At 43.3% G+C, this 22,954-nt stretch carries 48 protein-coding genes and 1 pseudogene; all 49 read left to right on the forward strand.

What is annotated here, in order from left to right:
• The first annotated feature begins 54 nt into the window (after positions 1-54).
• Positions 55-522 carry a hypothetical protein gene (locus AB1K91_RS05085; RefSeq protein WP_413088696.1) on the forward strand — a complete coding sequence of 156 codons (468 nt, stop codon included), beginning with the start codon at positions 55-57 and terminating at the stop codon, positions 520-522.
• Between the two features lie 16 nt (positions 523-538).
• Positions 539-772, forward strand: coding sequence for a hypothetical protein (locus AB1K91_RS05090; RefSeq protein WP_413088698.1), 234 nt, complete (start codon positions 539-541; stop codon positions 770-772).
• Positions 773-864: 92 nt separating this feature from the next.
• Entirely contained in the window at positions 865-1,272 is a 408-nt protein-coding gene (locus tag AB1K91_RS05095; RefSeq protein WP_413088700.1) for a hypothetical protein, read from the forward strand.
• A 13-nt stretch (positions 1,273-1,285) separates the two neighbouring features.
• On the forward strand, positions 1,286-1,489 hold the full coding sequence (locus tag AB1K91_RS05100) for a YqaI family protein (RefSeq protein WP_413088701.1): 204 nt from the start codon (positions 1,286-1,288) through the stop codon (positions 1,487-1,489).
• Between the two features lie 11 nt (positions 1,490-1,500).
• On the forward strand, positions 1,501-1,734 hold the full coding sequence (locus tag AB1K91_RS05105; protein ID WP_413088702.1) for a hypothetical protein: 234 nt from the start codon (positions 1,501-1,503) through the stop codon (positions 1,732-1,734).
• Between the two features lie 38 nt (positions 1,735-1,772).
• Positions 1,773-1,967, forward strand: coding sequence for a hypothetical protein (locus tag AB1K91_RS05110; protein WP_413088703.1), 195 nt, complete (start codon positions 1,773-1,775; stop codon positions 1,965-1,967).
• Between the two features lie 55 nt (positions 1,968-2,022).
• Positions 2,023-2,259 carry a hypothetical protein gene (locus AB1K91_RS05115; RefSeq protein ID WP_413088704.1) on the forward strand — a complete coding sequence of 79 codons (237 nt, stop codon included), beginning with the start codon at positions 2,023-2,025 and terminating at the stop codon, positions 2,257-2,259.
• On the forward strand, positions 2,237-2,719 hold the full coding sequence (locus AB1K91_RS05120; RefSeq protein ID WP_413088705.1) for a siphovirus Gp157 family protein: 483 nt from the start codon (positions 2,237-2,239) through the stop codon (positions 2,717-2,719). Before AB1K91_RS05115 ends, AB1K91_RS05120 begins: the two co-directional genes overlap by 23 nt.
• Positions 2,720-2,730: 11 nt before the next feature.
• A complete protein-coding gene (locus AB1K91_RS05125) occupies positions 2,731-3,663 on the forward strand; it encodes an AAA family ATPase (protein WP_413088706.1) in 933 nt (310 codons plus the stop codon).
• Between the two features lie 15 nt (positions 3,664-3,678).
• Positions 3,679-4,182 carry a DUF669 domain-containing protein gene (locus AB1K91_RS05130; RefSeq protein WP_413088707.1) on the forward strand — a complete coding sequence of 168 codons (504 nt, stop codon included), beginning with the start codon at positions 3,679-3,681 and terminating at the stop codon, positions 4,180-4,182.
• Positions 4,183-4,351: 169 nt separating this feature from the next.
• On the forward strand, positions 4,352-4,879 hold the full coding sequence (locus AB1K91_RS05135; RefSeq protein WP_413088708.1) for an endonuclease domain-containing protein: 528 nt from the start codon (positions 4,352-4,354) through the stop codon (positions 4,877-4,879).
• A gap of 30 nt (positions 4,880-4,909) precedes the next feature.
• Positions 4,910-5,761: a hypothetical protein gene (locus tag AB1K91_RS05140; RefSeq protein ID WP_413088709.1), complete on the forward strand. Its 852-nt coding sequence runs from the start codon at positions 4,910-4,912 to the stop codon at positions 5,759-5,761.
• Positions 5,697-6,638 (forward strand): ATP-binding protein, encoded by a 942-nt coding sequence (locus AB1K91_RS05145; protein WP_413088710.1) that lies wholly within the window; start codon positions 5,697-5,699, stop codon positions 6,636-6,638. Before AB1K91_RS05140 ends, AB1K91_RS05145 begins: the two co-directional genes overlap by 65 nt.
• 13 nt (positions 6,639-6,651) lie before the next feature.
• The gene (locus AB1K91_RS05150; RefSeq protein WP_413088711.1) at positions 6,652-6,825 is read left to right on the forward strand and encodes a hypothetical protein; all 174 of its coding nucleotides are present in this window, start codon (positions 6,652-6,654) and stop codon (positions 6,823-6,825) included.
• A complete protein-coding gene (locus AB1K91_RS05155; RefSeq protein WP_413088712.1) occupies positions 6,822-7,049 on the forward strand; it encodes a hypothetical protein in 228 nt (75 codons plus the stop codon). Before AB1K91_RS05150 ends, AB1K91_RS05155 begins: the two co-directional genes overlap by 4 nt.
• Entirely contained in the window at positions 7,039-7,314 is a 276-nt protein-coding gene (locus tag AB1K91_RS05160; protein WP_413088713.1) for a hypothetical protein, read from the forward strand. The genes AB1K91_RS05155 and AB1K91_RS05160 overlap by 11 nt, the downstream gene beginning before the upstream one ends.
• A gap of 82 nt (positions 7,315-7,396) precedes the next feature.
• A complete protein-coding gene (locus AB1K91_RS05165; protein ID WP_413088714.1) occupies positions 7,397-7,663 on the forward strand; it encodes a hypothetical protein in 267 nt (88 codons plus the stop codon).
• Positions 7,660-7,878 carry a DUF3310 domain-containing protein gene (locus AB1K91_RS05170; protein WP_413088715.1) on the forward strand — a complete coding sequence of 73 codons (219 nt, stop codon included), beginning with the start codon at positions 7,660-7,662 and terminating at the stop codon, positions 7,876-7,878. The genes AB1K91_RS05165 and AB1K91_RS05170 overlap by 4 nt, the downstream gene beginning before the upstream one ends.
• Positions 7,875-8,318 (forward strand): hypothetical protein, encoded by a 444-nt coding sequence (locus tag AB1K91_RS05175; protein WP_413088716.1) that lies wholly within the window; start codon positions 7,875-7,877, stop codon positions 8,316-8,318. Before AB1K91_RS05170 ends, AB1K91_RS05175 begins: the two co-directional genes overlap by 4 nt.
• Positions 8,319-8,432: 114 nt before the next feature.
• Positions 8,433-8,630 (forward strand): hypothetical protein, encoded by a 198-nt coding sequence (locus tag AB1K91_RS05180; RefSeq protein ID WP_413088717.1) that lies wholly within the window; start codon positions 8,433-8,435, stop codon positions 8,628-8,630.
• Positions 8,627-8,926: pseudogene (locus AB1K91_RS05185) on the forward strand (nucleoside triphosphate pyrophosphohydrolase family protein); the annotation flags it as partial. The gene AB1K91_RS05180 and the pseudogene AB1K91_RS05185, both read left to right, overlap by 4 nt.
• Before the next feature lie 100 nt (positions 8,927-9,026).
• A complete protein-coding gene (locus AB1K91_RS05190; RefSeq protein ID WP_413088718.1) occupies positions 9,027-9,467 on the forward strand; it encodes a hypothetical protein in 441 nt (146 codons plus the stop codon).
• Positions 9,468-9,697: 230 nt separating this feature from the next.
• Positions 9,698-10,123, forward strand: a complete 426-nt coding sequence (locus AB1K91_RS05195) for a RusA family crossover junction endodeoxyribonuclease (RefSeq protein WP_413088719.1) — start codon at positions 9,698-9,700, stop codon at positions 10,121-10,123.
• 3 nt (positions 10,124-10,126) lie between these two features.
• Positions 10,127-10,381 (forward strand): hypothetical protein, encoded by a 255-nt coding sequence (locus AB1K91_RS05200; protein ID WP_413088720.1) that lies wholly within the window; start codon positions 10,127-10,129, stop codon positions 10,379-10,381.
• On the forward strand, positions 10,382-10,519 hold the full coding sequence (locus tag AB1K91_RS05205) for a hypothetical protein (protein WP_413088721.1): 138 nt from the start codon (positions 10,382-10,384) through the stop codon (positions 10,517-10,519). It abuts the gene before it with no gap.
• Position 10,520: 1 nt separating this feature from the next.
• Positions 10,521-10,943: a hypothetical protein gene (locus tag AB1K91_RS05210; protein ID WP_413088722.1), complete on the forward strand. Its 423-nt coding sequence runs from the start codon at positions 10,521-10,523 to the stop codon at positions 10,941-10,943.
• Entirely contained in the window at positions 10,943-11,149 is a 207-nt protein-coding gene (locus AB1K91_RS05215) for a hypothetical protein (RefSeq protein ID WP_413088723.1), read from the forward strand. Before AB1K91_RS05210 ends, AB1K91_RS05215 begins: the two co-directional genes overlap by 1 nt.
• Entirely contained in the window at positions 11,149-11,337 is a 189-nt protein-coding gene (locus AB1K91_RS05220; RefSeq protein ID WP_413088724.1) for a hypothetical protein, read from the forward strand. The genes AB1K91_RS05215 and AB1K91_RS05220 overlap by 1 nt, the downstream gene beginning before the upstream one ends.
• A 56-nt stretch (positions 11,338-11,393) precedes the next feature.
• Positions 11,394-11,636 carry a hypothetical protein gene (locus tag AB1K91_RS05225; protein WP_413088725.1) on the forward strand — a complete coding sequence of 81 codons (243 nt, stop codon included), beginning with the start codon at positions 11,394-11,396 and terminating at the stop codon, positions 11,634-11,636.
• Positions 11,637-11,862: 226 nt separating this feature from the next.
• Positions 11,863-12,306 carry a hypothetical protein gene (locus tag AB1K91_RS05230; RefSeq protein WP_413088726.1) on the forward strand — a complete coding sequence of 148 codons (444 nt, stop codon included), beginning with the start codon at positions 11,863-11,865 and terminating at the stop codon, positions 12,304-12,306.
• A gap of 170 nt (positions 12,307-12,476) precedes the next feature.
• Positions 12,477-12,644 (forward strand): hypothetical protein, encoded by a 168-nt coding sequence (locus AB1K91_RS05235; protein WP_413088727.1) that lies wholly within the window; start codon positions 12,477-12,479, stop codon positions 12,642-12,644.
• 49 nt (positions 12,645-12,693) lie between these two features.
• Positions 12,694-13,413, forward strand: a complete 720-nt coding sequence (gene terS / locus AB1K91_RS05240) for a phage terminase small subunit (protein ID WP_413088728.1) — start codon at positions 12,694-12,696, stop codon at positions 13,411-13,413.
• On the forward strand, positions 13,409-14,629 hold the full coding sequence (locus AB1K91_RS05245) for a PBSX family phage terminase large subunit (protein WP_413088833.1): 1,221 nt from the start codon (positions 13,409-13,411) through the stop codon (positions 14,627-14,629). Before terS ends, AB1K91_RS05245 begins: the two co-directional genes overlap by 5 nt.
• 8 nt (positions 14,630-14,637) lie before the next feature.
• Positions 14,638-16,044 carry a phage portal protein gene (locus AB1K91_RS05250; protein WP_413088729.1) on the forward strand — a complete coding sequence of 469 codons (1,407 nt, stop codon included), beginning with the start codon at positions 14,638-14,640 and terminating at the stop codon, positions 16,042-16,044.
• Positions 16,019-16,936 carry a phage minor head protein gene (locus tag AB1K91_RS05255; RefSeq protein ID WP_413088730.1) on the forward strand — a complete coding sequence of 306 codons (918 nt, stop codon included), beginning with the start codon at positions 16,019-16,021 and terminating at the stop codon, positions 16,934-16,936. The genes AB1K91_RS05250 and AB1K91_RS05255 overlap by 26 nt, the downstream gene beginning before the upstream one ends.
• 1 nt (position 16,937) lies before the next feature.
• Positions 16,938-17,069, forward strand: coding sequence for a hypothetical protein (locus AB1K91_RS05260; RefSeq protein ID WP_413088731.1), 132 nt, complete (start codon positions 16,938-16,940; stop codon positions 17,067-17,069).
• A gap of 4 nt (positions 17,070-17,073) precedes the next feature.
• Positions 17,074-17,343, forward strand: coding sequence for a hypothetical protein (locus AB1K91_RS05265; RefSeq protein ID WP_413088732.1), 270 nt, complete (start codon positions 17,074-17,076; stop codon positions 17,341-17,343).
• Positions 17,344-17,613: 270 nt separating this feature from the next.
• Positions 17,614-18,192 carry a DUF4355 domain-containing protein gene (locus AB1K91_RS05270; protein ID WP_413088733.1) on the forward strand — a complete coding sequence of 193 codons (579 nt, stop codon included), beginning with the start codon at positions 17,614-17,616 and terminating at the stop codon, positions 18,190-18,192.
• 13 nt (positions 18,193-18,205) lie between these two features.
• A complete protein-coding gene (locus tag AB1K91_RS05275; RefSeq protein WP_413088734.1) occupies positions 18,206-19,126 on the forward strand; it encodes a phage major capsid protein in 921 nt (306 codons plus the stop codon).
• 2 nt (positions 19,127-19,128) lie between these two features.
• On the forward strand, positions 19,129-19,536 hold the full coding sequence (locus tag AB1K91_RS05280) for a hypothetical protein (RefSeq protein WP_413088735.1): 408 nt from the start codon (positions 19,129-19,131) through the stop codon (positions 19,534-19,536).
• The gene (locus tag AB1K91_RS05285) at positions 19,533-19,841 is read left to right on the forward strand and encodes a hypothetical protein (protein ID WP_413088736.1); all 309 of its coding nucleotides are present in this window, start codon (positions 19,533-19,535) and stop codon (positions 19,839-19,841) included. Before AB1K91_RS05280 ends, AB1K91_RS05285 begins: the two co-directional genes overlap by 4 nt.
• Positions 19,783-20,103, forward strand: coding sequence for a phage head-tail connector protein (locus AB1K91_RS05290; protein WP_413088737.1), 321 nt, complete (start codon positions 19,783-19,785; stop codon positions 20,101-20,103). The genes AB1K91_RS05285 and AB1K91_RS05290 overlap by 59 nt, the downstream gene beginning before the upstream one ends.
• 12 nt (positions 20,104-20,115) lie before the next feature.
• Complete coding sequence (locus AB1K91_RS05295; protein WP_413088738.1) at positions 20,116-20,382, forward strand: hypothetical protein; 267 nt, start codon at positions 20,116-20,118, stop codon at positions 20,380-20,382.
• Between the two features lie 8 nt (positions 20,383-20,390).
• Entirely contained in the window at positions 20,391-20,744 is a 354-nt protein-coding gene (locus tag AB1K91_RS05300) for a phage head closure protein (RefSeq protein ID WP_413088739.1), read from the forward strand.
• Positions 20,745-20,766: 22 nt separating this feature from the next.
• Positions 20,767-21,162 carry an HK97 gp10 family phage protein gene (locus AB1K91_RS05305; protein WP_413088740.1) on the forward strand — a complete coding sequence of 132 codons (396 nt, stop codon included), beginning with the start codon at positions 20,767-20,769 and terminating at the stop codon, positions 21,160-21,162.
• A gap of 4 nt (positions 21,163-21,166) precedes the next feature.
• Complete coding sequence (locus AB1K91_RS05310; RefSeq protein WP_413088741.1) at positions 21,167-21,568, forward strand: DUF3168 domain-containing protein; 402 nt, start codon at positions 21,167-21,169, stop codon at positions 21,566-21,568.
• 11 nt (positions 21,569-21,579) lie between these two features.
• Complete coding sequence (locus AB1K91_RS05315) at positions 21,580-22,092, forward strand: phage major tail protein, TP901-1 family (RefSeq protein ID WP_413088742.1); 513 nt, start codon at positions 21,580-21,582, stop codon at positions 22,090-22,092.
• Between the two features lie 60 nt (positions 22,093-22,152).
• Positions 22,153-22,602: a tail assembly chaperone gene (locus AB1K91_RS05320; protein WP_413088743.1), complete on the forward strand. Its 450-nt coding sequence runs from the start codon at positions 22,153-22,155 to the stop codon at positions 22,600-22,602.
• Between the two features lie 89 nt (positions 22,603-22,691).
• Positions 22,692-22,952 (forward strand): hypothetical protein, encoded by a 261-nt coding sequence (locus tag AB1K91_RS05325; protein WP_413088744.1) that lies wholly within the window; start codon positions 22,692-22,694, stop codon positions 22,950-22,952.
• The last annotated feature ends 2 nt before the right edge of the window (positions 22,953-22,954 follow it).

Raw genomic sequence — 22,954 nt, forward strand, 5'->3', positions numbered from 1 at the left:
CGCCTTATGAAAGTTGTTGTACCTAAATTATAACACGGAGAAAGGCTGGTAGCAATGCAATGGAACGTGTTCATATCTGATGAAGACTATCGGATAGCTGAAAGTAACGGGATAAAACCAAGCACATTGAGAGCGCGCATCCGTGATTATCACTGGGATAAACAAGATGCAATCACCAGGCCGGTAAAGGATTACAAATATACGCCATGGGCACGTTGGAAAGATGTTTGCAGACAGAACGGAATCAGCAGACAGCGATTCAGACAAAGGATATCAGAACAAGGATGGAGTGAGGAAAAAGCAGCCACAACTCCGATCCAAGATACGATGGCTTCTCTTGTGGCAGCAAGGGCTAAGAAGCAGATTATCACAGATGAAGTATTGCAGATCATGCTCCAGAACGGCCTTTGTAAAGAAACAGTACACAGTCGGTTGAGATATGGGTGGAGCTTAGAAAAGGCAATTACAACTCCTGTAAATATGGTCGGTAAGGCTGCAAGAAAAATGAAAAAGTCCGTGTGACGGGATGGAGGAAGTTATGGACTATCAAAAATTAAGCGAACCAAAGCTAATTGAATTAGACAGCGTATTCGGTTTCGTTATTGCAACGGAAATAAGCCTAGATATCGCTATAGGGATGATTTCTTTCAGAGGTAAGAGTTACGAATATGATGATGGCAATTTACAAGAATCAGAGATTAAAGAAATTAATTACAGCATTAAATTGGAGTCTTATTTTGAACTTGACGAGAAGGGAAATGTTATCGACTAAAAGGAATGACCATCCGGTCTTCCTCAGTGAGCATATCTAATGTGCTTACTGAGGGATATCTGATCCCAATACATTTTAGGAGGAATTTAGTTATGGAAGCACCTAAAAAGAATTTTGTATTTGTTCAAAAGGACACTGGAAAATTTGATTTGCTACACCCAGAGGATGAATCAGCTGCATTTAGATTCATGTTCCCGGATGAAAAGCAGTCACTTGAAGTAAGGGAGTTAGGATTACGTACTTTCTTCAATATCCCTTGCGAAAAAGACTATACCAGCGAGAGTGACACTCCGATCGAAACACTTGAGGAAATCATTGATGTTCACCGCGGTTATTTGTACTCCGGTTCATTAAAGGATGCAGAAAAGCTTCTGGAATACTTGCAATCCATCGAAGAGGAACAAGAGGGGATGCGTCATCAATACAACGTTGATTATGCAGAATACATGGTCGAAACCTGGACTGCTCAGCTTAATTCATTAAAAGCACAGACTGTCTGAGAGGAGGACAAACATGAATCATCCACTAATCGAGCGCACACTGCGGACAGGCTACCCGTTCCCGATTCATTCAGATATACATGGCTATGACTACTGGGGCAAAGAAATCGTTCGCGGTGAGGATGTAGTCGAGATTGATGGAGACTTGGTGCTGCAGGATGACTTACAGAAGTATCTGAGTGAAGTGTGCCACGCCAAATTTTATACAGCGGAATAGGAGGGGTGAAAATGAACGATACAAGAACGAAGCTGTTCCAAGGCTACTTTAAAGAAGCTGGAAAGTTTGTAGAAGTGGATGAAGAAATCAATGCGTTTCTGGAAGAGACACCATTTATAGAAGTAGTAGATATCAAGTATTCGCGGTGCTCTCATCTTGAAGATTTACACACATCAGCATTACTAATTTACAGATTCGCGAAAATCGGAAAACCATTCGGAGCACAAACAAAAAATCACCCATAAGGTGGAATAAATACAGCGGAATAGGAGAGTGGATGGTCTTGGGAAAGCAAATATATTTAACGGATTTGCAACTTAAACTGATTACAAGATTGCTTGATAACTGCGTTGACGGTGCAGACCATCCTGAAGAGGAACAAAAAGCATTTGGTGACTTAAGCCACAAAGTTCATAAAGCAATTGAATCCACTAAAAACAAAAAAACCACCCATAAGGTGGCGGTCGATCAGTTATAAAGATTCGCACCTTTAGAATAGCTGATTGGCCGGCAAATATCAAGGGAGTGATAAGGTGAGCGATCCGTTGTTCTATATCGACAATTACTTTGTGAACATGAAGCGTGTTCGTGACAACAAACCGGACCTTAGCAGCAGTGAACAAGCTGATTTAGCTTATGCAGTAACGTGTGAGGTTATCGGAATATTCGGCACCATACAGGACTTGCAGCAGATAACCAAGATTCACACGGATTATAAATTAATGCAATTCGAAAAGGAGAGAGGTAATGAGTTTATATCAGCTAGCTGACAACTATGCGACTATCCAGCGAATGATTGAAGAAGGCGCTGATCCAGAAGCATTGGCTGACACACTGGAATCCATTGATGAAGCGCTAGAAGACAAGGTAGAGAACATCTACTACGTTCTTCGGAATATCGAGGGAGACATCAACGCAATAAAGGCTGAAGAACACAGACTAGCCGAGAAACGTCGTGCTGCAGAGAAGAATCAACAATCACTCAAAGATTATCTGAAACAGTCTATGGAACGTACAGGAAAAACAAAGATCAAACGGCCGACATTCACTGTAGGAATCCAAAAGAATCCTCCGAGTGTCGATATCGAGAATCCTGAATTGGTTCCAAAACACTTCTTCATAGCACAAGATCCTAAGCTCGATAAGAAAGCCATTATCGCTCAGATAAAAGCCGGAGAAGAAGTGCCGGGAGCAGTCATCAAACAAACTGAATCCATTCGGATTAGATAGGAGAGACATATATGCAGTTAACCATGGCAAGACGCGAAAAGATGAAAGCTGCTGTTGCCTTTATCGGTGGCAGTGGTAGTGGCAAAACACTCAGCATGATCATTACAGCTTACGGAATGATGAAAGAAGCTTATCCAGAACTGTCCGACGAAGAGATATTCAAAAAAATCGGTGTAGTGGATACGGAGCATAAGCGGGCCCAGATATATGCCGGAATGGAACGTGCAGGAGTGAAGATTCAAAGCTTCCAACACATTGACTTCCAAGCTCCGTACTCTACTGAGCGTTACGACCAAGCCATACAGATGCTTAAGAACGCAGGGTGTGAAGTTATTATCATCGATTCCATTTCACACGCCTGGGAGGGTGCTGGTGGGCTTCTCGACAAGAAGGAAGAGTTCGGTGGCACATTCCAAGCATGGAACAAGGTCAAGCCGTTTATGCAGCAGTTTGTTAAGAGCCTAACTGAGAACGATGTACACATCCTGGTATCCATGAGAACCAAGCAGGATTACCAAGTGGAGAAATCAGACACAGGCAAGATAGAAATCAAAAAGATCGGTCTTAAACCAATTCAGAAGGACGACTTGGAATATGAGTTCATGATTGTATTCCAACTTGATCAAGACCACAACGCCAGAGCTACAAAGGACAACTCAGGGATGTTTGAAAACAACGTTGCACCAATTACATCAGAAGCAGGCGAAAAGCTGTTCAGATGGCTCGAACAGGGCGTAGACGTAAGGGCAGAAGAAGAGGAACGTCGTCAGAAGTTTATCGGAGCAATAAAACAGATGGCAGAGGAAGACGAAGCAGCTGGTAGGGAGCTCGAGCAGCTTGTCTTCAAAGCGAAACAGCCTGTTGATGAATGGAAACTAGAGCTTCTGAAAAAAGGTTACAAGCTAGTCGAAACAGCGAAAAATCAAAACCAACAATCAGCCTAATAGGGGGAATTTTAAATGTTCAAAATCGATCATAACAACGTAGGTAGCGAGCCAATTAAACCAGGTGAATACGAAGTAGTCCCAGTCACTTATGACAAAAAATGGTCCACTAACGGCAATGAAAGAATCATTTTCAATTATGAAATCCGTTCCGATGTAGATCAGCCTTCACAAGGACAGGAAATTCGCTTTGATAACTTTACTATCGTTGAAAACGCTCAGTGGAGAGTTAACTCTGCTTCTAAAGCAGCAATGATTCCAGATGGTACTCCATTCAACTCTGCAGAGGAGTGGGCTCAAGCTATGATTGGCCGTCCATTGCGCGTAGTGGTCGGAGAGCGTGAGCATAACGGCAAGAAATACCCAGAGGTAAAGGCGTTCAAACAACCGCAAGCGAGTGGACTGCCTTCATTCAGTAATAACAACAATCAGCAGCAGAACAATAACCAAAGCAATCAGGATCCATTTAAAAATAATGGCGGTCCAATTGATATCAGTGACGACGATCTTCCATTCTGATGCAGATTAAGAGCTCGATACCTCATATATACCTGGACCTTTCAAAAGCCAACAAGGATCGCGGAGCGCTTTTCAGAGCATATGTAAATGGTTACTTTGCTCGCTCCTATCCTGGCTGGGAGGTGGTGCGGATTGAGGGTATGACAGCAGTTCTTGAGAGGAGGGCATCATGAGTTCTGCAATCGAAACGATTAAGCAGATAGAGAAAACGCATGAGGATGATTACAACACTCTTTCGGACAAAGCTAAAAAAGCATTATATCGGCATTGCACCCTGCACGAAATGAAAATGATTGATTACATGAGCAAAATTGATTCTCCAATAGAACAATTGCTCGCTGTGGAACTGCAGCTTTACCAATCTCTTTATTCTGATTGGTTTAAGCGATATGACGAGTACGCGAACATCGATGAAATTGCTACTCAAAGAGAAGTTGTAGTAAAGGACAAGCATTACAGAGTTGATTTTATGGTTCGCTGCTATGCGAAGGACAAGCTTCACTTCTTCGCTATCGAATGTGACGGCCATGAGTTTCACGAAAAGACAAAGGAACAGGTTAGAAAAGATAAACAAAGGGAGCGCGCACTGCTATCAAAAGGGATAAAAGTTATTCGATTCTCTGGTTCAGAGATATGGAATGATGCAGCGGGTTGCGCGAAAGAAGCTTACGAGATCATGGAGCAAGTGATTTTCTAGAGTTAACGCCTAAAGGGAGAGGTGCAACACATGGGAGTGTTCAGAGTAAAAAAGAACAGCAACTATGTAGTGATGGACAAGACCTCGTTAAGGGACGAGAGATTGTCATGGAAAGCCAAAGGCCTTCACGCATATATGTTGTCAATGCCGGACGATTGGAGATTTTACAGGGAGGAGCTATCCACCCATGCCAAGGACGGAGTAGATGCAGTAAAGACAGCTCTCAAGGAATTAACCACATACGGTTACTTAAAACGAGAGCGAAGAAACAACGAACAAGGAAAGCTGGAGTGGGAAACGATCGTATACGAAATACCACAGAAGGATCGTGAACCATTGGGGGATATTCCACCTATGGATAAACCAGTGGTGGAAAAACCACCTATGGCAAAACCACCGGTGGATAATCCACCACTACTAAGTAATGAATTACTAAGTAATGATTTACTAAATAATAATCTACTAAATAATGCTGCTGAAAAGGGCTCGCCTGAAAACTATGTTTCTATCCTTGATAGATTCAATCAGCTAAAAGGTCAAATGCATGGTAGTGCATCTGATATATCTGCAGCAAAAGAAATTGTACAAGCTGGTGTTCCTGTAGACAGAGCAATTCACTTCCTTGAGCAACGATTTGAAACGTACAAGCCAGAGCATAAGCGTGATCGGATAAACAGTCTAAGCTACTGCGTTGGGTATGTACTGGATCGTTATCAAGAAGAAAAGGAGAGAGAATCTAATGTCACAAGCATTTCAGAGCGTCGGAGAGGTTATGCGAAGTCCAGAAATGCAGGATCTTATGGCAAGAGCTCAAGCTATGCAGAGCAAAGCCAGCTCCTCGCAAAACAGCAACAAGTTCTCGGAAGAACACGAGTGCAGTGAGTGTGGTGACACTGGATCCATTCTTGTAAAAGAAACTCTGCCTGTCGGACATCAAGACAATCCTTATCAAAAGGAGATCACCAGGGATTATTGGAGGAGATGCAGCTGCGTTGAGCAGCGCTCTCTCCAAAATCGATTACAGAACGCGCTTATACCGGATGAGTTCAAAGAAGCTAGGTTCGATAACTATATTAAGGAATCGGATGTCCAAAACACATTGTACAACGCCATTATTGACTACCTACGTGAGTTTAAACAGCTATTGTTGGACAAGCCAGCTGCAAACAGCATCGGATTTATCGCAACATTCGGTGAAGCAAGAATACGAGAACTGGACCCAAGCGAGCGTTACCTGGCAAAGAACGATCATAACAACTTTGGTTTAGGTAAGACTCACCTGCAAATGGCTGCAGCTAAATGGATCCTTAAGAACGTGAAGATAAGCGACGAGCTTGAAATGAATAAAACTCTGAACAAAAGGATTAAGAAAAAGTTCATGCCAGAGAGATCGGCTGTAGAACGTGGATGTCGGGTGCTATGTATATCGGATGTAGAGTTCATGGACGAGCTGATGAACGCAAAACGGCTCAATGATGGTGGAGAACAGTTCAACAACCTGAAACGGTCTGTAATGGATGCTGACGTACTAGTGTGGGATGACCTTGGCAAGACAAACTATTCCAGGGCTAAAGAGGATGCATACTACGCCATCATCAATGAGCGATACAGACACAAACGGCCGATCATATTCAGTTCTAATGAGGATGAAGGAACAATCACTGACAAGATCGGTTATGCAGCGACAAGCAGGTTACTGAGTATGTGTGGAGACAGACTATATTCGGTTGAGGGACCGGATTACAGATTGAAACGGTAAGGGAGAGGTTCGAATGTGTAACCAATGCAACGGAAAGGGAGTCATTCGCAACCAGTGGGGCTGCATCACAGAGTTCCACGGTTGCCCCAATGGCTGCAGGAGAGCAACGCCGGAAGAATTGAGTGCCAGGATTGAAAGACAGATGCAGCGGTTGCTGGCTGTTATGAGGGAGGAGCAAGCGGTATGAAATTAAAAAAAGGTGATTTGGTTGTAATGCATACATGTATCGAAGCGGAAGATCCGGATAATTTCGGGAGAATCTGGGTTTGTAGGTCAAACGAGTTTAAGCATCACCCTAATCACAAGCACACAGTTGTAATGCTAGAGGATTTTAGTGGATCCTTTGACACTGCGTATCTGCAGAAGATTGATGTTGATAGCTTGAAAGAGGTGGCTAACGATGCCAGCTGAAGCATCCGTATTCAGACGGGAGAAAGCAAGCGACAGATACATTCTGCCAATAGAAGAACCTGGACACTGGACAATCATGCTGGAAGGATTGGAGTTTGCAATCGAAACGGACAAGCTTGATTGCATCGCTCGGATGCATAACGAAGGATACACGCCAATGCAAATCAGTAAATGTGTGAAGCGTTATTACCCAGAAGTCATGGTTGCATTATTACATCTGGCGATGGCGCAGAAGTTGGAGCGGCCGATAGCGACAGTGCATTGACAATCATGGATTGGATCATAGTCATCACGATACCGACAGCATTGTTTATTATTTTATGGCTTACGACAGGAGAGTGGAGAGAGTGATCGTAACCGTAGAACACTTTGATTCTGAAGTAACTCAGCCCAGGTTTATGGCTTTTCTCCACCATCACAATGTAAAAATTGGAGAGGAAATCGAGCTATATAGATACATGATTTGGGCGCATAGACAAGCTAATAATCTGAAAACAGAAAAATCCATAGACAGGCTGACTGATTTAGATCATAAAAAGCTGGATGATCATTTGCTTGAACCATTTTCAATGCAGCAGACAACCATATTCGATTATTTGGAGGAGAGCGGATGAGTGACACACCAACCTACTACGGAACAGGAACCACGGACCCAATATCATACATGAAACAACACTATACACACGAACAACTAGAAGGGTTCCTGTTAGGTAACATCATCAAATATGCAACTCGGGCGAATAAGAAGAACGGCGTGGAGGATTACAAGAAGCTGGCACGCTATGCACAGATGCTGCTGGAACATGCAGAAGGGGAGATAAAAAAATGATAGAAAACCGCAATTATATTAAGAAAAATCAAATTTACAAGGAAGTGAATAGCCAACTTGAAAAAGATACCTTTAATAACAAGGTTATATTGAATCTGGCGGAATGGAATTTTATTGTTGAAATCATGGAATCAAAAACCGATTTTAAAGCAAATGAAAGAATGTTTGCACTGTACGATCCAGATGAAGCCAGCATGTACATCATGACTCTAGGTGAAGTGTTTGCTCACTTATATAAAAAAGATAAAATTGCAGATCCGTTAAGTTACAGAACTTTTATAGAAGGTGACACGATAAAAGCTTATCACTATACAGTTGATACTTATTTGAATGGTGATGTACCAAACTTTCTTGGGGAAATGAGCCTAAATGAATTTTTCGATGATTTAGAAGAAGAGGACTATTTTATTAAAGAAATTTCAGAATACAAGGGGAGATGAAGGGATGATCATACTGGGAGCCGTAGCAATAGCCGTATTCTGGTTCACGATCAAGATACTCGAAGGGGACGCAAAAATAAACAAGCTTGAAAAAGCAGATCAGGGGGAGCAGGGATGAACAAAACATATCAGGTAAAGGCGAAGGATGACTTGCAAGTTGACGTACACACATGGACGAAAGGTGAAGTGTACGAGGTGGTTGAGAAAAGTGATTATATGACTCTGGCATCTGATCAGGGATCCTTGAACTATTTCCTAACTGTGAAAGAGAAAGTCTTTGGGGAGTTTGAAGTATTGGAGGGGCAGGGATGAATTTCAAAGAGTACCAGGAGTTGTCGGCGCGTACTGCCAATCCACATGAACACGCATTAATCAATTATGGACTAGGTATAGCTGGCGAAGCAGGGGAAGTCGCTGATCTGATTAAGAAAAGCCAGTTTCATGGTCATGATGTATCAACTGATGAAGTTAAGAAAGAGTTGGGTGATACACTTTGGTATTTAACTCAAATTGCTACACAAGCTGGCATTGATTTAGGGGATGTAGCTCAAGCGAATATTGAAAAGCTGAAAAAGCGATATCCGGAGGGTTTCAGCAGCGAAGCTAGTATCAATCGCGAGGAAAATGTATCTAATTCAGATGGTGTCGATGATTATCATTTCGCTAGATATAAGCGGGAGAACGGCTACTAAAAAGGGAGCGATAAACATGGCAAAAGCAATGGATCTGGAAACAGCAAAACGTATAGTTTCAGAACATTATGAAACTGTGATTCTGGTGAACGAGAAGCTATCTGACTGCAAAGTGATTCATAAGGGGAATTCATTGCAAGATTTGAGTAATCTTCGCTTGTACATCAGCCCAGTAACCGGAGTGAACATGAGCATCAAACAAACATATACACCGACGAAGAATATGATGCTGTTGAATATGGCACCAACAACGAGGGTGCGGCAGCTACATGGTAAACGGGAGGTTGTTCATCGATCCAGTGAACAGAAACACGATCCAAACAAATGGCATTGTGAATGTGGCGAGGAGAATGATTATCGGGATAGCAAACAGCGTGTGAAGAAGAAAGCAACAGAGCATCAATGTGGTGTGTGCTTACAGTGGGTGAAGGTTGAGAGCGAAAGGGTGGCTGGGTGAATGAGTGAGAAACTAACGTTTTGGAAGAAAGTACGATTGTTCCGGTGGTACTTGAAGGAACAAAAGAACGGCGTCATTATCTCTTGCCCTTACTGCAAAGGGACTAATATTCACTTTAATACACAAGCAGAAGACAAGCGTGGTAGAGAAATAACTTATCGGAGTATTTACCTTTGCAATGATTGCTATGCAGCTTGTGACAATACTCAAGAATGGGTGAGGATGGTCTAATGATTAAATTCCAAGTCCTCGGAGATCCTGTCGCTCAAGGTCGCCCCAGAGCATCAGCATACAACGGTAAGATAACAATGCGAGATCCGAAAAAGTCCAAGGAATACAAGCAATATGTAAAGCTGGCAGCTGCACAATATGCGCCGGCACAGTTACTGGACGAGCCATTGCATCTAATCGTGAAGGTATTCCGTCCTATACCTAAGTCATTCAGCAAGAAAAAGACACAGGAAGCCATAACAGGCGTTCTAAGACCGATTACCAAGCCAGATACAGATAATTATTTAAAGGGCGTGAAAGATGCTCTGTCAGGTGTTATATGGCGTGACGACAGCATCATAGTTGATACCTCTGTATCTAAATACTATTCGGACAAGCCGAGGATAGAAGTGGAAGTCTACACTCTGGAGGAAGTGGGGGCGTAAAACATGTTCCGAGTCCAAGATTGGGTGCAAAACAGAGCGACAGGCAAAGTTGGTTACGTTGATCATGTCTCAAGTACACACATTAACATTTACAACGTAGATGGCTCCATTAGCTGCTTAGTGAAAGAAATCGTAGTGCCGATGACTTCAACCTTGGATAACAACCAGATATACATGCTCATGCGTTACGCAGTGGATATAAACGACAAGGAATGGTTTGAGGAGCTGCGACAGAGATTGACGGAGGGGGTTGTGTAAATGGCTAACGATCCACTATTACTCGAAAAGGGACAGCGTATAGCGGTATTTGCAGAAGTGGTGAAGGTGAAGAAAGGCAAGCCTACTGTGGTGAAGATAGACGGTGTGGAATACGCGATGAAGAAGGGGAGGAAATGAGATGAGTAAAAAAGATACTTACATTGCTGGCGTTGATTTCGGAAAGAAGAACGATAAGGTGTTCTCAACAGGTTTAACCAAACTTATACCAGTTATCGCGTTCAAAAATAAAAATAAAGATAATCGTTATTTGGCAGCATCTATGGATGCAGGGGATTGGTCGGATGAGGATTTAGATGTGACGCTCAGAGATATCGGTTGCGCCTATCTTGTATGGCGTGAAGATTTATCTAAACCAGACCAGGCAGACATCGAACAGCTTTTAGAATCATCCCGAAAGTACAAACAGTTTATGAAAGATAACTTTGGTGATGATGCAATGGTTAGCTTCGACGTAGATGGATGGCTGGAAATGTATGATCCGGTCAAATTAGAAATTACGGAAAAACAGCTACAACAAGCAAAAGAAATGGGGGAACTGTAATGGACTATAAATTCGCATACAAGCTGCCGGACGGTGACGGTGGAGAGCGTACTGTACAGGCAGATAGCGATGGACAAGCAGTGTTGAGAGCAACGGCAGCTATCGCAGACTTTGAAGATGTAAATGAAATGGATGTTGAGTTGACGTTGATTGCTAAGGGTGATTTTAGCTCTGGTAGATATTACGAGTGCGAGGGGTGTCAGTGATGGATAAAAGGTACTCGGTATTGGTTGTCTACCAATGCGACAGCAAGGATGGCTCAGGCGTAGGAAGAAGCACACTTAGAACCAACAAGCGACGCATGAGTGAAACGCATTTGAAAGAAATTGAGGAATTCATCGAAGAGGAAAACGACCTGAAAAATGTCGTGATAACAAACTTTCAATACATGTAGAAAAATAGTCCATCTTTACCAGATTATGCACCATATTTTAAGGGAGATGTGGTATAATGAATACAGCTAGAAAGCCTGATCTAATGCCTACTGCAGAAGATATGATAAAGGGAAACATCGAAATTGATTCTGGTCGGATGGTGGCGGAAGTCCCATTGGTAGATGGAATGATTTATACGGTGGTTGCAGGAGATATTAAAGCAGTATTTCCTCCGGAAAGCGGGTTTGGAAATTACAATATCTGCTTTAAGGATGGACAACCTTTTGACATAACCAAGTCTGATAAACAGCGCTTTTAACTGAATAAGCCTGAGCGAAGAACGCAGGGCACAAACCAAATCCTAAAGGGAGCATTTGGTTTGTGCCTTTTTTATTTATCTAAAAGGGGAGCAATTGTGATGAAGATGATACACAAAATAAAATTCGTAGAAAACCAGTATCGCAGGGACAAAGGGAAGCCGTCGCAGGAGCCAATCAAGTGCAGCAGATATGCTAAACAATTGATGATGATAGGGGCTGGTTGGAATGAGAGTAAGCAAACACGACATTCATGAAGCTATCGATGACTATCGCTGGATGATGAACGTGCTTATCGAACGGCGCAAGGAATCACTGAATGGGAGCCAGGGACTCGTTGCTAAATGGGGCATTGAAGCCACTTTACCGAAACCACAGGGAGATCCATCCGATCCAATCTATCAGGAAATGCTACGCATAGAACGATTCGATAAGAACAACAAGAAGCTGCAGGATAAAGTACGGATGATTCAGAAGCATTCTAAGGCGGTTAAGGGAATGAAAGACCAATTAGTCTTAGATGGAGTTTTAAACGGTCTGACACTACGAGAGATAGCTTCTCAGCTTAATATGAGCCTGACAGCAGTTAAACGACGCAAAGACATCATAGTTAACGAGATTTATATGAGTGTACAGGTGGAACAAATGGTACAAATGGAACAGAATGCATAAATTATTTTTCTAAGAAAAAATTCTGTATACTGGAAGGTGAGGACGGCGAGGCGGACACTCCCCTAGCCCGAGAGATCGTTAGAGGCACTCACATCGAGTGTCTTTTTGTGTATTTTCGATAGCATTTATCTACAAAATTCCTTGCTACGATGGTGTAAAGGAGTGATGATATGCAAGTTACTATTGGATGCGAAATCATAAGCATTGACGAAGAAAATGAGACTGCAATATTAAACTTCCGCTTTACAGACGAGAATGGCAAGGATCAACCACAGATGGTCGTATTGACTGCTGAACAGTTAGATGAGTTGGATAGAAGATTACAGGACGCTGATTAGGCGTCTTTTTTCATGCGATTAAATAGCGGAGGTGCTGGTGGTGATGTAAATGAACTGGGATGAGATAAAACGAGAATACGAGACGAGTGACATTACACTAAAAGCATTGGCTGACAAACACGATATAAAGCTCGGAACATTAAAGAGCAGGAAGAGTCGTGAAGGATGGGAAAGGGATGCAACCCAAGTGAAGGTTGCATCCCCTAAAAAACGCAAGGAACAAAAGAAACGCAGTGGAAACCCTAATCCGAAGAATCAATTCACAGAACGGAACAGCGCAGCAATGAAACACGGATTGTTCTCGCGATATATGCCGAAGGAAACATTAGAGATCATGGGAATGATTGAGGACAGGAATCCGGTTGATTTACTGTGGGATCAGATACAGATTCAATATGCTGCTATCATTCGTTCGCAAAAGATTATGTGGGTTGAGGATAAGGATGATTTAGCGAAAGAACAGAGTCAGTTCGGTTTCGGTGATTCCGGTGCTGATAAGTATGAAATACAGTTTGCATGGGATAGACAAGCGACGTTCCTTACAGCGCAATCAAGAGCTATATCAGAGCTCAGGACATCTATAAAGCAATTCAACGATATGGCGCATGAAGATGATGCGCGTAAGCTTAAGTTGGAGCAGATGCAGGTGGGAATTGAGAAAACCAAAGCCGAGATTGTCAAAATTGAAAAAGGAAATTCACCTGACAACAAAACAGAAGATAAGCTGAAGGAATACTTCACTGCTTTAGGTGGTGCGTTCCGTGATTAAAGATTTGGATAAAATCTACACGAAGAAACAGCAGGAAATATACAGGCGCTGTGTCAACGATGATTGGTTCATGCTAATAAATCATGGAGCGAAGAGGTCGGGTAAAACAGTGCTGGACAATGATTTGTTCCTTCAGGAGCTTATACGAGTGAGAGAAATAGCAAGTGACTTGAATATAGACAGGCCGATGTATATATTATCCGGAGCAACGTTGGGGACAATACAGAACAACATCCTAAATGAGCTCACAAATAAATACGGGATCACCTTTAGCTTCGATAAGCATAACAATTTCACCTTATTTGGCGTTTATGTAATACAAGCAGGTCATTCAACAATATCTCATCTGGATAAGATTCGGGGTATGACGGCATTCGGGGCATATATAAACGAAGGATCACTTGCTAATGAAGAAGTCTTTGATGAGATAAAGTCGCGCTGTTCTGGTGAAGGAGCGCGTATCGTAGTGGATACTAACCCCGATCACCCGGAGCATTGGCTATTGAAGGATTACATTGAGAATGAAGATGATAGCATTATCGACTTCTCATTCCAGCTGGATGACAACACGTTCTTGTCCGAGCGCTATATACGCAATATCAAGGCCTCTACTCCATCCGGGATGTTTTATGACAGGAACATCAAAGGGATGTGGGTAAGCGGTGACGGAGTTGTATATGCAGACTTCAACAAAGATATACACTTCATTAACCGAGAAGAAGCTGGTCAACTGAATTTGTCATCATATTTTGCTGGCGTTGACTGGGGTTATCAACACTATGGATCCATAATAGTGATTGGTACTGATGGGAACGGCAACTATTACATGATTGAAGAACATGCGAAACAGCATGAGGAAATCGATTATTGGGTTGAGGTTGCTAAGGGTATTAAAAGCCGATACGGTAACATCAACTTTTATTGTGATACAGCTCGACCAGAGCATGTTATGAGGTTCAGAAAAGAAAGAATAAGAGCGTTAAATGCTGATAAAAGTGTTTTGTCCGGTATTGAAGAAGTAGCGCGATTGATTAAGAATCAGCGCTTTTTTGTCGTGTATGATATTGCGCATCGTTTCAGAGAAGAGATTTACAAATACATCTGGGACGAAAAATCTGGTGAACCAAAAAAAGAAAATGATGATGTACTTGATTCGATTAGATATGCGATATATACGCATTTGAAGTATAAAATCATTAAAGGTAAAAAAAGGTAGGTGATACGATGAATAAGTACTTGGAAAGACTAAGAGAAGGAACACCGGATGCTGCGCTGATCAGTAAGATTATCGATGATCACAAGGCGGACCATGACCGGATGTTGAGCTTTTATCAGCGATACAAGGCTGCTATCGATGGTGTACCAATATTCAACAGGCAAGCTGTCGATTATGAGGACTTCGAGACTGGCGCGATTAAACGTCTTGATAACAAGGTAAATAACACGCTGAACAACTCATTCGATTCCGATATAGTCGATACGAAGCAGGGTTACATGTTCGGTCATCCTATCACGTATCAAGTAGATGATGGCAGCGAACCGGGTGAATCATCCGAACTTCAAGAAATGCTCAATAAATTCAATCTTCGGAACCATGTAGAGGATTCTGACAGTGAATGGGGCAAGAAAGCTGCAATATGTGGCTATAGTTCCAGGCTTGCATACATCGACACAGAGAAGAATGAGAGAATAAGGAACATAGACCCTTGGGAGACTGTATTCTTTGGCGACGAGGGTATGACAGAGCCGGAATTTGCGCTTAGGTACTATTATGGGTACAGAAATCAATTGAAAGCCGAGTTTTACGACAGCAAGAACATTTATTTCTTCGATACGCCGGAAAATGGTAACTTCGGATTGCAAAAAGAACAACCTCACCTGTTCGATTACTGTCCTCTATTCGGATTACCGAACAATGAGGAGCTCATGGGTGACGCCGAAAAGGTTTACCAGCTAATTGACGCGTATGATCGAACCCTATCTGATGCGAGTAACGAGATCGAGCAATACAGGCTGGCTTATCTTATCCTAAAAGGCTTGGGAGCAGACGAGGAAACACTGCAAGAGCTTAAGCAGACAGGGATCATGCAGCTGTTTGACGAGAAGGACGACGTTTCTTATCTCACTAAGGACATAAACGACGCGCTGATTGAGCACCACTTAGATCGGTTAGAAGCCAATATCCTACGGTTTGCTAAATCAGTGAACTTCACAGATGAAAGCTTCGCCGGGAATATATCAGGCGTAGCAATGAAATTCAAAATCATGGCGCTCGAAAACAAATGCATAACGATGGAACGGAAGATGACTGCTGCACTGCGATACCAGGCAAAGGTCATCTTTTCTGCGTGGAGGAAAAGGCATTCATTCATTGGCGCAGACGATTTCTTAAAGGTCTGGTTTCAATTCAAACGTAATCTGCCGGTTAACACAGTGGAAGAAGCGCAAGTATTGGCTACGCTTCAGGGTGTGGTAAGTGAGAAGACACGACTTGCTACTGCTTCATTCATCGACGATGTGGATTATGAGCTGGCTGAAATGAAGCGAGAACAAGAGGAACGCGACGAATACCTAAACAACCAGTACCCGATAGAGGGTGATGATTATGACGCGGACGCAGAAGGAGATTGATAAACTCCTAGATCGAATGATTGTCGAAGCTGAAAAGAACCTGGACAAGGCGTTTGCGGAGCGTTTGAAGGATATTTTGGCACAGATTGCTGCGATGTATGAAAAGTATTCTAAAAACGGTGAATTGAGTATCACTGAACTGAATAAATACAACAGATTCGCTGAGGAAATGGCGCTAATTACAGAACAGATGACAGATCATTATAAGTACATCATGCCAATGATCCAAGAATTGATGGAAAACACTTTTCTGGAAAATTATTTGCGAAGTGCCTTTCTTTACGAATATGAAGCGCAGATATCAATGGGGTTCACAGTGCCAAGTGCCAAGCTGATTAAGGCTGCTATTCGTAATCCTATCCCGAAGCTCACACTACCGGAAATCATGAAGGAACATCGAAATCAGATTGTGCGTGATATCAATATCGAAATATCCCAGTCATTATTGGCTGGTGAGGATTACTCGCGGATGGCAAAGCGCATCACGAAGGTGGTCGATTTCAGCCGTGCCAAGGCTCGTAGAGTGGCTAGAACTGAGGCTGGTCGTGTACGCTCGGAGGCTAGGATTGCAAGCGGTGAGCAGGCTTCTAAGTTCGCCAAGCTGGATAAGGTTTGGAGTGCAACGCTAGATGAGCGCACAAGATCATCTCATCGCAAGCTCGACGGGCGGAAAGCGGACAAGGATGGATATTTTCATCATCAAGGTTTGAAAGCAAAGGGCCCGCATCTGTTTTTCAATGCATCCCAAGACGTGAACTGCAGATGCTCAGTGATCTATCTGGTAAATGGTGAGTATCCAGAGGTGAGGCGTGCGAGAGTGGAAGGTAAGAACGTTGTGATACCTTATCAGTCGTATGAAGACTGGGAGAAGACGCTCGGAAAGGCGGGATAGCATGGGGAAGATAACGAAAGAAATGATCGCAGTAGTGTCAAAAGATGCAAATCGAATGGCAGAAAGGTTTGAGTTAGGAAATATCAGTAAGCAGATAAGTCAGGCGATAAAAGAACAAATGAAAAAGGGGTGATATTATGGCTAAATTGGTAATCAAGCTTAACGAAGAAGGTCGAAAACGAAAAGACGAGTACGATGGCTTGTATGTTCCAACGTGGAGAGACCTGGAAACCAGCATTGATGGTCGAGAGATTGATCTTATGACTGAGTTAAAGTTGAAGTTAATACCAGATGGATTTGCTGAAGCTACAGTTAGCTTTTATCCTGATGACATAGACATCGAAACTGATGCTCTAATCGCTCTACAAGCTGTATATGAACAGAAACAGAAAGAAGCAAAGGGGTGATGCCGTGGCTGTTACGTTTGAGCAGTTTGAAAAGCAATATCGTCGAAAACTAAAGGGTCAAACAGTGTCTCTATTTATCTCGACAAGTGAGCTTTACAAACTATGGTTGGCTGTCTCCGTACACGAAGACTTGTTGAATGCGGAGAAAAGCCGGAGGTGATCACATATCTCGCAGCTATGCGTTAAATAGTCGCTTAAGTACAGCGTTATAGGCTTATTTTTTATGCACTCATACTGGCGAGTACAGCAGAGGGCGAAAGGAGAATTTATATGACATTGGAAGAAATCAAAGCGTTTTTCGATCAGAACAAAGACAATGCAGACGTTCAATCATACCTAGGAGAACTTAGACAGCCAACTGCTCAGGATGTGGAAGGGTTCCTGGATACAGAGGAAGGACGAAAGCTACTGCAACCACGTTTGGATAGCAATTTTACTAAAGGATTGACCACTTGGAAGGAAAACAACCTCGAAAAGCTGGTTGATGCAGAAGTCAAGAAGCGTAACCCGGATAAAACACCGGAACAATTGGAGCTGGAGAAGCTTCGTCAAGAGCTTGAAGATCAAAAACAAGCTGCAGCGCGTGAAAAACTAACGAATAAGGCGGTGGCGTATGCCTCTGAAAACGGTCTACCAACTGATGTTGTGTCGTTCTTCTTGGGTGAGGATGAAGATTCCACCATAAAGAACCTGGACTTGTTGAAAGAGAAATACGAAGCGTCTGTTAGTGCCCGTGTGGATGAAACATTCGATAAGAACGGTCGCCGGATTGAGAACGGCGGCGGAAATACACAAACAACCAAAATGGATATCGGATCACTTGCAGCAGAAGCAAGTATTCGAAAATAAGGAGGAAAATTGAATGCCAACTTTTAACCCGGCAAACGTATTGATGCAAGATGCAGTAAATGGAAAGGTACCATCTGAACAAGGAACCCTTGTTCTAAAAGAATTCATGACACAATCGGCGGTCACAAAACTAGCCAAGTATGAAGAAATGACGAAACCAGAAAAAGAATTCACTTACCTGGCATCAGGTCCTGGGGCTTACTGGGTTGGTGAAGGTGAAAGAATCCAAACTTCTAAGGCGCAATGGCTCACAGCGAAAATGGTTTCCAAGAAGCTCGGTGTCATTATCCCTGTATCTAAGGAATTCTTGCGTTATAGCGTGAGCAACTTCTTTGAACAAATGCGCCCAGCAATTGCAGAGGCATTCGCGATCAAATTCGACCAGGCAGCACTATTCGGTGTGAATTCCCCATTCGGAACAGGGGTATCTGTATTTGAAAAAATCCAAACATCCGGCAACACAGTCGCATTGAACTCTATTGGCAACCTTTATGATGAGCTAAACGGGATCATGGCTCTGGTTGAGGATGCGGACAAAGACGTTGATGGTTTCACTACCACTCGTCGTTTCCGTCAAAAACTTCGTGGCACAAAAGATGGCAATGGTCTGCCTATCTTCAACGATGCCACTGCCGGAGCAACACAGCAGGCGCTTGGCTTGCCGATTGGCTACGTGGACTCCAAATCATGGGACTACGAAAAAGCACTATTGTTGGCTGCTGATTGGGATTACACCCGTTACGGTATCCCACAAGGCATGGAATATGCAATTTCCGAAGATGCGACACTTACTACTGTCGTGGATGAAAACAATGTTCCAATCAACCTATTCGAGCGAGACATGGTTGCCTTGCGTGTGACGCAGCAAGTCGGTTTCATGACATTGGCTGATGATGCATTTGCTGCAATTACACCTGCGGCTACAGGTGAGTAATCATGGGACACACTACCAAAAACTACAAAACAGCTAACAAGTGGGTTGTCACAGGGGAGCTAAGTGTAGAGGATGGCGGGAAGATCACTGTAGACGGTCAACCGATAAGCGGAGGAAGCAGCGGTGTTGCTTGGGCTGACGTAACGGGTAAGCCATCTTCATTCCCACCAGCGACTCATACACATACTGCAAGTCAAATAAGCGATGCTTCTACAGTAGGGAGAAGCATTCTAACAGCTCAGGATGCGGCGGCGGCTCGCACTGCAATTGGTGCAAGTGGACCGGTCGCAACTGGAACGGCTGCACAGCTCGAAGCAGGAACGGATACCACACCACGCTTATTCACTGCAAAAATGATTCATGACGAGATTGCGCGTCAAATCGCTGCATCTGGAGGAGGTACAGCATGAAGATAGTGAAAGATGGAAAAGAAATCGAAGTGACTGAGAAGGCGTATAACGTTGTTTATGCGCCTCTTGGCTTTAAACCTTATCAGGAGTCGGAAGAACTTGATTTCTATGACAAGTCAGCTGCTGAACTGAACAAAATCGGCAAAGAAAAAATCAAATCATTTTTGAAACAAGAGGAAATCGAATTTGATTCTTCGGCTACTAAGGATGAGCTTATCAGCATTATCACTGGAGAAGGTGACGATAATGGCGATGACAACGGAGGAAGTCAAGAAGATACTGCAAATCAAAACGACGAAGCATGATGAATTTTTCGGAATAATGATCCCACTTGTGGAAGATTTCGCTAAGCATAAATGTAACAACCTATTTTTGGACCCCATAACTGGTGAAGAGAATTTGCCGGGCGGGGTTCAAATATTCGTCGCTAAAGCGTGTCAGCATAATATGCAGCCGACAAACGTTAAATCAAGAACTATGGGAAATGTCTCTTATTCTTACGAATTAGAGTTCCCAACATCGATAACGAAGCTCCTGGCGCCTTATAAGCGTCTCAAATTCGTGTAAGGAGGTATTCGGGTGGAAAAAGTACGTGTAACCAACGGTAAAAATTACATGATTGTGCAGAAATCTATGATTCCAGTAGGCTATCAGATTGTCGAGGTTTACAAAGAGCCTGTTAAGGAAGATTTTACGGCGAAAACAGAAGCGCAGCTAAAAAAGGTCAAAAAAGAAGACCTTGCTAAGTATCTCGATGAGAATAACGTCGAGTACAGCGCAGAAGCAAAGAAAGACGACCTGATCAAAGCGATTAAAGCTGATTCGGGAGTATCAGCTGCAGAGTAGGTGATGAAATGTTTTACAGTCCGTACGACGAGTTCCCTCACGAGATTACTTTCCAACATGAGGTAGAAAGCCAGTCAGACGGCATGGGAGGATGGATTCCAGGAGGATGGCAGGACCACGCCACATCAGAAGCACTTGTCACTCCTGTATCAAGCCGTGAGATAGCCCAGGCAGAGCAGACACGCAATCCTATCGACTTCGAGGTCTATTACCCTTATCGGACTGATATAACGCCTTCTATGCGTGTTAAATACGGCGATGAGTTGTTATCCATCAAGACAGCACCGATGGACCAAGGCGGCCAGCATGAAATCATGATGATTGAATGCAGCAGAGGGAATGCTAGCGATGGCCAGGAGTAGGATACAGTTTGGTGATAAGTTGTTGGAAAGGGCATTACGCAACTTCAAGGATGAAATACTCGACCAGGTAAGGGAGATCATCCAGAATACCGGGCTGATATTGTTCAACCAAGCAGTATCCCTTGCGCCGGTAGCTGAAATCGATGGTGGTAACCTCAAAAACTCGATATCTTTTGATAGTTCGACCGATGGAATGTCCTGTACAGTACGCGTAGGAGCAAGTTATGCCGTGTACGTGGAGTACGGAACAGGAATTTATTCCTTGGATAACAGTGGAAGAAAAACTCCATGGGTCTACTGGTCGGACAAGCTTAACAGATGGGTCTGGACGCGCGGTATGGAAGCACAGCCGTTTTGGAATCCATCTATAGATCAAGCCAGGCGGTATTTCCTGAAAGAAATGAGAAGGCTGGGGTGATCAGGTGGCAACACGTACAAGTTTATTAGCATTACAGACAACATTGTTCCAACGCCTGTCATCTGATCCTACGGTCAAGGGTCTGGTGAAAGGCGTTTTTGATTATGTGCCTGAAGGGACGGCATTTCCTTATATACGAATAGGCGAGCCGACAGTAACGCCTTTTGTCACCAAGACGACGCAAGGCGAGGAAGTGGCTGTCGTTATTCATGCGTGGTCGCAGTATCGTGGCAAGGCAGAAGCTTACAACATATTGAATGCTTGCTTAGGAGCTACAACAGCACCTTTACAAGTACAAGGGTTCAAGTTAATAGAGCAAAAGCTAGACCAATTACAAGTATTTGATGACATAGATGGCATGACCAGGCATGGCGTGCTGCGTATCAAATTTACAATTAACAATTAGGAGGTAATGAGATGGCTAGATCAGGTAAGAAATCAATTATTCTAGTTCAGGACGTTACGAAAACACTCGGTGACGGCGGTGAACTAATCGGCGAACTATCTGAACACACTCATTCTAAAGAAAATGAGTTGCTGGATGAGCAAACGAAGTTTGGACGTATCCTTGCATACGGAAATACATCTGAATCATTTGAAATCACAGCATATCGTGATCCAGCAGATGCAGGGCAAAACGCTGTTGCTGATGCATTGGACAATGAGCGACAAATCAAAATTTGGGAAATCAACACTGACCTGAATGCGAATGGCAAGCACGATGCCATTTTTGCTTATGCATTGGTAGAAAACACCGACAAAGATAGCTCTGGTGACGGCCTTGAGGAATTTTCTTCCACGCTGCAGGTTATCGGTAAATCTCAAAAAGGCGAGTTGGATAAACTGCCGGATGAAATGCTTAACTTCGGTCAATACGGCTTCGAGGTCCCTGGAGAAACAGGAACAGAACCACCAGCTGCAGGAGCATAATCAAGAGCCAGCCTTCGGGTTGGCTTTTTCTAATACTTAATTATTCAGGAGGAATACAGAATGCCAATTTTAAACATTGACGGAATCGATTACGAAGCAAAGGTAAACTACGCTTTCAACAGACTTGCTAAGGAAAAGTATTTCAAAGAGGACAAAGAAGGTAACAAGTCTTCTGGTCTTACAAATATCTACGAAAAGTTGCTGCAATACGATCATGAAGGTCTTATCGGTTTCTGGGATTGCGCGCTCAATTCAGTGAAGAATCGCCCGAAGCTGTTCAAAATCGAGGAAGCTTTGGAAGCGCGCATTGATGAAGAAGGCGAATCTGAACAGTTGTTCAAAGACTGCTTCAACGCAATGGACCAGTCGGGTTTTTTCAAAACACAAGCGAAGAAATTCTGGAAGGACATGGAGAAAACAGAAAACTTCGTGACGGACGAGAAGGAGAAGGAACAGATTCGGGCTTACGTTCAAAACATGAAAGAAAACAGAGAAGCGATGACAGCGTAGACGAAGATCAGGTCATAGAGAAGGCAGCACACTACCTGCAAGTCTATGATAACGACCTTATCTTCTCCTGGACTCCCCATGAGTTCCGGTTGAAGATAAAAGGCGCTCAACACAGGCAAATCGACGAATATGAAAAGGAAGCTCGCGCTGCTATGTTTGGCCGTGTGGCAAATAATCAGAAACGTGTACGAGAAACGCAGCTGTTCAATGCTGACAAGGCTCGCAAGCGATTGGATCGAGGAGCTAAAAACTGGCGTAAGAGCCGTGATGTTATCTCTTTAGAGGAACACAGACGAGCAAAAGCAGCCATGAGGGAGTATTTCAAGACAGCAAATAAGAAAGGGGGATGACG

This window comes from Terribacillus jepli, from assembly GCF_047228925.1.
In the GTDB taxonomy this organism is placed as follows: domain Bacteria; phylum Bacillota; class Bacilli; order Bacillales; family Amphibacillaceae; genus Terribacillus.

Bases quoted from the DNA above. Each gene is read 5' to 3' on its own strand.
- AB1K91_RS05205 (WP_413088721.1), top strand. From the start codon at position 10,382: ATGGCTAACGATCCACTATTACTCGAAAAGGGACAGCGTATAGCGGTA.
- AB1K91_RS05140 (WP_413088709.1), top strand. From the start codon at position 4,910: ATGGGAGTGTTCAGAGTAAAAAAGAACAGCAACTATGTAGTGATGGAC.
- AB1K91_RS05180 (WP_413088717.1), top strand. From the start codon at position 8,433: ATGAACAAAACATATCAGGTAAAGGCGAAGGATGACTTGCAAGTTGAC.
- AB1K91_RS05225 (WP_413088725.1), top strand. From the start codon at position 11,394: ATGAATACAGCTAGAAAGCCTGATCTAATGCCTACTGCAGAAGATATG.
- AB1K91_RS05280 (WP_413088735.1), top strand. From the start codon at position 19,129: ATGGGACACACTACCAAAAACTACAAAACAGCTAACAAGTGGGTTGTC.
- AB1K91_RS05135 (WP_413088708.1), top strand. From the start codon at position 4,352: ATGAGTTCTGCAATCGAAACGATTAAGCAGATAGAGAAAACGCATGAG.
- AB1K91_RS05275 (WP_413088734.1), top strand. From the start codon at position 18,206: ATGCCAACTTTTAACCCGGCAAACGTATTGATGCAAGATGCAGTAAAT.
- AB1K91_RS05215 (WP_413088723.1), top strand. From the start codon at position 10,943: ATGGACTATAAATTCGCATACAAGCTGCCGGACGGTGACGGTGGAGAG.
- AB1K91_RS05260 (WP_413088731.1), top strand. From the start codon at position 16,938: ATGGGGAAGATAACGAAAGAAATGATCGCAGTAGTGTCAAAAGATGCA.
- AB1K91_RS05145 (WP_413088710.1), top strand. From the start codon at position 5,697: ATGCAGAGCAAAGCCAGCTCCTCGCAAAACAGCAACAAGTTCTCGGAA.
- AB1K91_RS05270 (WP_413088733.1), top strand. From the start codon at position 17,614: ATGACATTGGAAGAAATCAAAGCGTTTTTCGATCAGAACAAAGACAAT.
- AB1K91_RS05150 (WP_413088711.1), top strand. From the start codon at position 6,652: ATGTGTAACCAATGCAACGGAAAGGGAGTCATTCGCAACCAGTGGGGC.
- AB1K91_RS05105 (WP_413088702.1), top strand. From the start codon at position 1,501: ATGAACGATACAAGAACGAAGCTGTTCCAAGGCTACTTTAAAGAAGCT.
- AB1K91_RS05235 (WP_413088727.1), top strand. From the start codon at position 12,477: ATGCAAGTTACTATTGGATGCGAAATCATAAGCATTGACGAAGAAAAT.
- AB1K91_RS05290 (WP_413088737.1), top strand. From the start codon at position 19,783: ATGGCGATGACAACGGAGGAAGTCAAGAAGATACTGCAAATCAAAACG.
- AB1K91_RS05160 (WP_413088713.1), top strand. From the start codon at position 7,039: ATGCCAGCTGAAGCATCCGTATTCAGACGGGAGAAAGCAAGCGACAGA.
- AB1K91_RS05175 (WP_413088716.1), top strand. From the start codon at position 7,875: ATGATAGAAAACCGCAATTATATTAAGAAAAATCAAATTTACAAGGAA.
- AB1K91_RS05320 (WP_413088743.1), top strand. From the start codon at position 22,153: ATGCCAATTTTAAACATTGACGGAATCGATTACGAAGCAAAGGTAAAC.
- AB1K91_RS05200 (WP_413088720.1), top strand. From the start codon at position 10,127: ATGTTCCGAGTCCAAGATTGGGTGCAAAACAGAGCGACAGGCAAAGTT.
- AB1K91_RS05230 (WP_413088726.1), top strand. From the start codon at position 11,863: ATGAGAGTAAGCAAACACGACATTCATGAAGCTATCGATGACTATCGC.
- AB1K91_RS05315 (WP_413088742.1), top strand. From the start codon at position 21,580: ATGGCTAGATCAGGTAAGAAATCAATTATTCTAGTTCAGGACGTTACG.
- AB1K91_RS05220 (WP_413088724.1), top strand. From the start codon at position 11,149: ATGGATAAAAGGTACTCGGTATTGGTTGTCTACCAATGCGACAGCAAG.
- AB1K91_RS05125 (WP_413088706.1), top strand. From the start codon at position 2,731: ATGCAGTTAACCATGGCAAGACGCGAAAAGATGAAAGCTGCTGTTGCC.
- AB1K91_RS05265 (WP_413088732.1), top strand. From the start codon at position 17,074: ATGGCTAAATTGGTAATCAAGCTTAACGAAGAAGGTCGAAAACGAAAA.
- terS (WP_413088728.1), top strand. From the start codon at position 12,694: ATGAACTGGGATGAGATAAAACGAGAATACGAGACGAGTGACATTACA.
- AB1K91_RS05190 (WP_413088718.1), top strand. From the start codon at position 9,027: ATGGCAAAAGCAATGGATCTGGAAACAGCAAAACGTATAGTTTCAGAA.
- AB1K91_RS05095 (WP_413088700.1), top strand. From the start codon at position 865: ATGGAAGCACCTAAAAAGAATTTTGTATTTGTTCAAAAGGACACTGGA.
- AB1K91_RS05130 (WP_413088707.1), top strand. From the start codon at position 3,679: ATGTTCAAAATCGATCATAACAACGTAGGTAGCGAGCCAATTAAACCA.
- AB1K91_RS05120 (WP_413088705.1), top strand. From the start codon at position 2,237: ATGAGTTTATATCAGCTAGCTGACAACTATGCGACTATCCAGCGAATG.
- AB1K91_RS05195 (WP_413088719.1), top strand. From the start codon at position 9,698: ATGATTAAATTCCAAGTCCTCGGAGATCCTGTCGCTCAAGGTCGCCCC.
- AB1K91_RS05285 (WP_413088736.1), top strand. From the start codon at position 19,533: ATGAAGATAGTGAAAGATGGAAAAGAAATCGAAGTGACTGAGAAGGCG.
- AB1K91_RS05210 (WP_413088722.1), top strand. From the start codon at position 10,521: ATGAGTAAAAAAGATACTTACATTGCTGGCGTTGATTTCGGAAAGAAG.
- AB1K91_RS05100 (WP_413088701.1), top strand. From the start codon at position 1,286: ATGAATCATCCACTAATCGAGCGCACACTGCGGACAGGCTACCCGTTC.
- AB1K91_RS05255 (WP_413088730.1), top strand. From the start codon at position 16,019: ATGACGCGGACGCAGAAGGAGATTGATAAACTCCTAGATCGAATGATT.
- AB1K91_RS05250 (WP_413088729.1), top strand. From the start codon at position 14,638: ATGAATAAGTACTTGGAAAGACTAAGAGAAGGAACACCGGATGCTGCG.
- AB1K91_RS05300 (WP_413088739.1), top strand. From the start codon at position 20,391: ATGTTTTACAGTCCGTACGACGAGTTCCCTCACGAGATTACTTTCCAA.
- AB1K91_RS05090 (WP_413088698.1), top strand. From the start codon at position 539: ATGGACTATCAAAAATTAAGCGAACCAAAGCTAATTGAATTAGACAGC.
- AB1K91_RS05085 (WP_413088696.1), top strand. From the start codon at position 55: ATGCAATGGAACGTGTTCATATCTGATGAAGACTATCGGATAGCTGAA.
- AB1K91_RS05155 (WP_413088712.1), top strand. From the start codon at position 6,822: ATGAAATTAAAAAAAGGTGATTTGGTTGTAATGCATACATGTATCGAA.
- AB1K91_RS05170 (WP_413088715.1), top strand. From the start codon at position 7,660: ATGAGTGACACACCAACCTACTACGGAACAGGAACCACGGACCCAATA.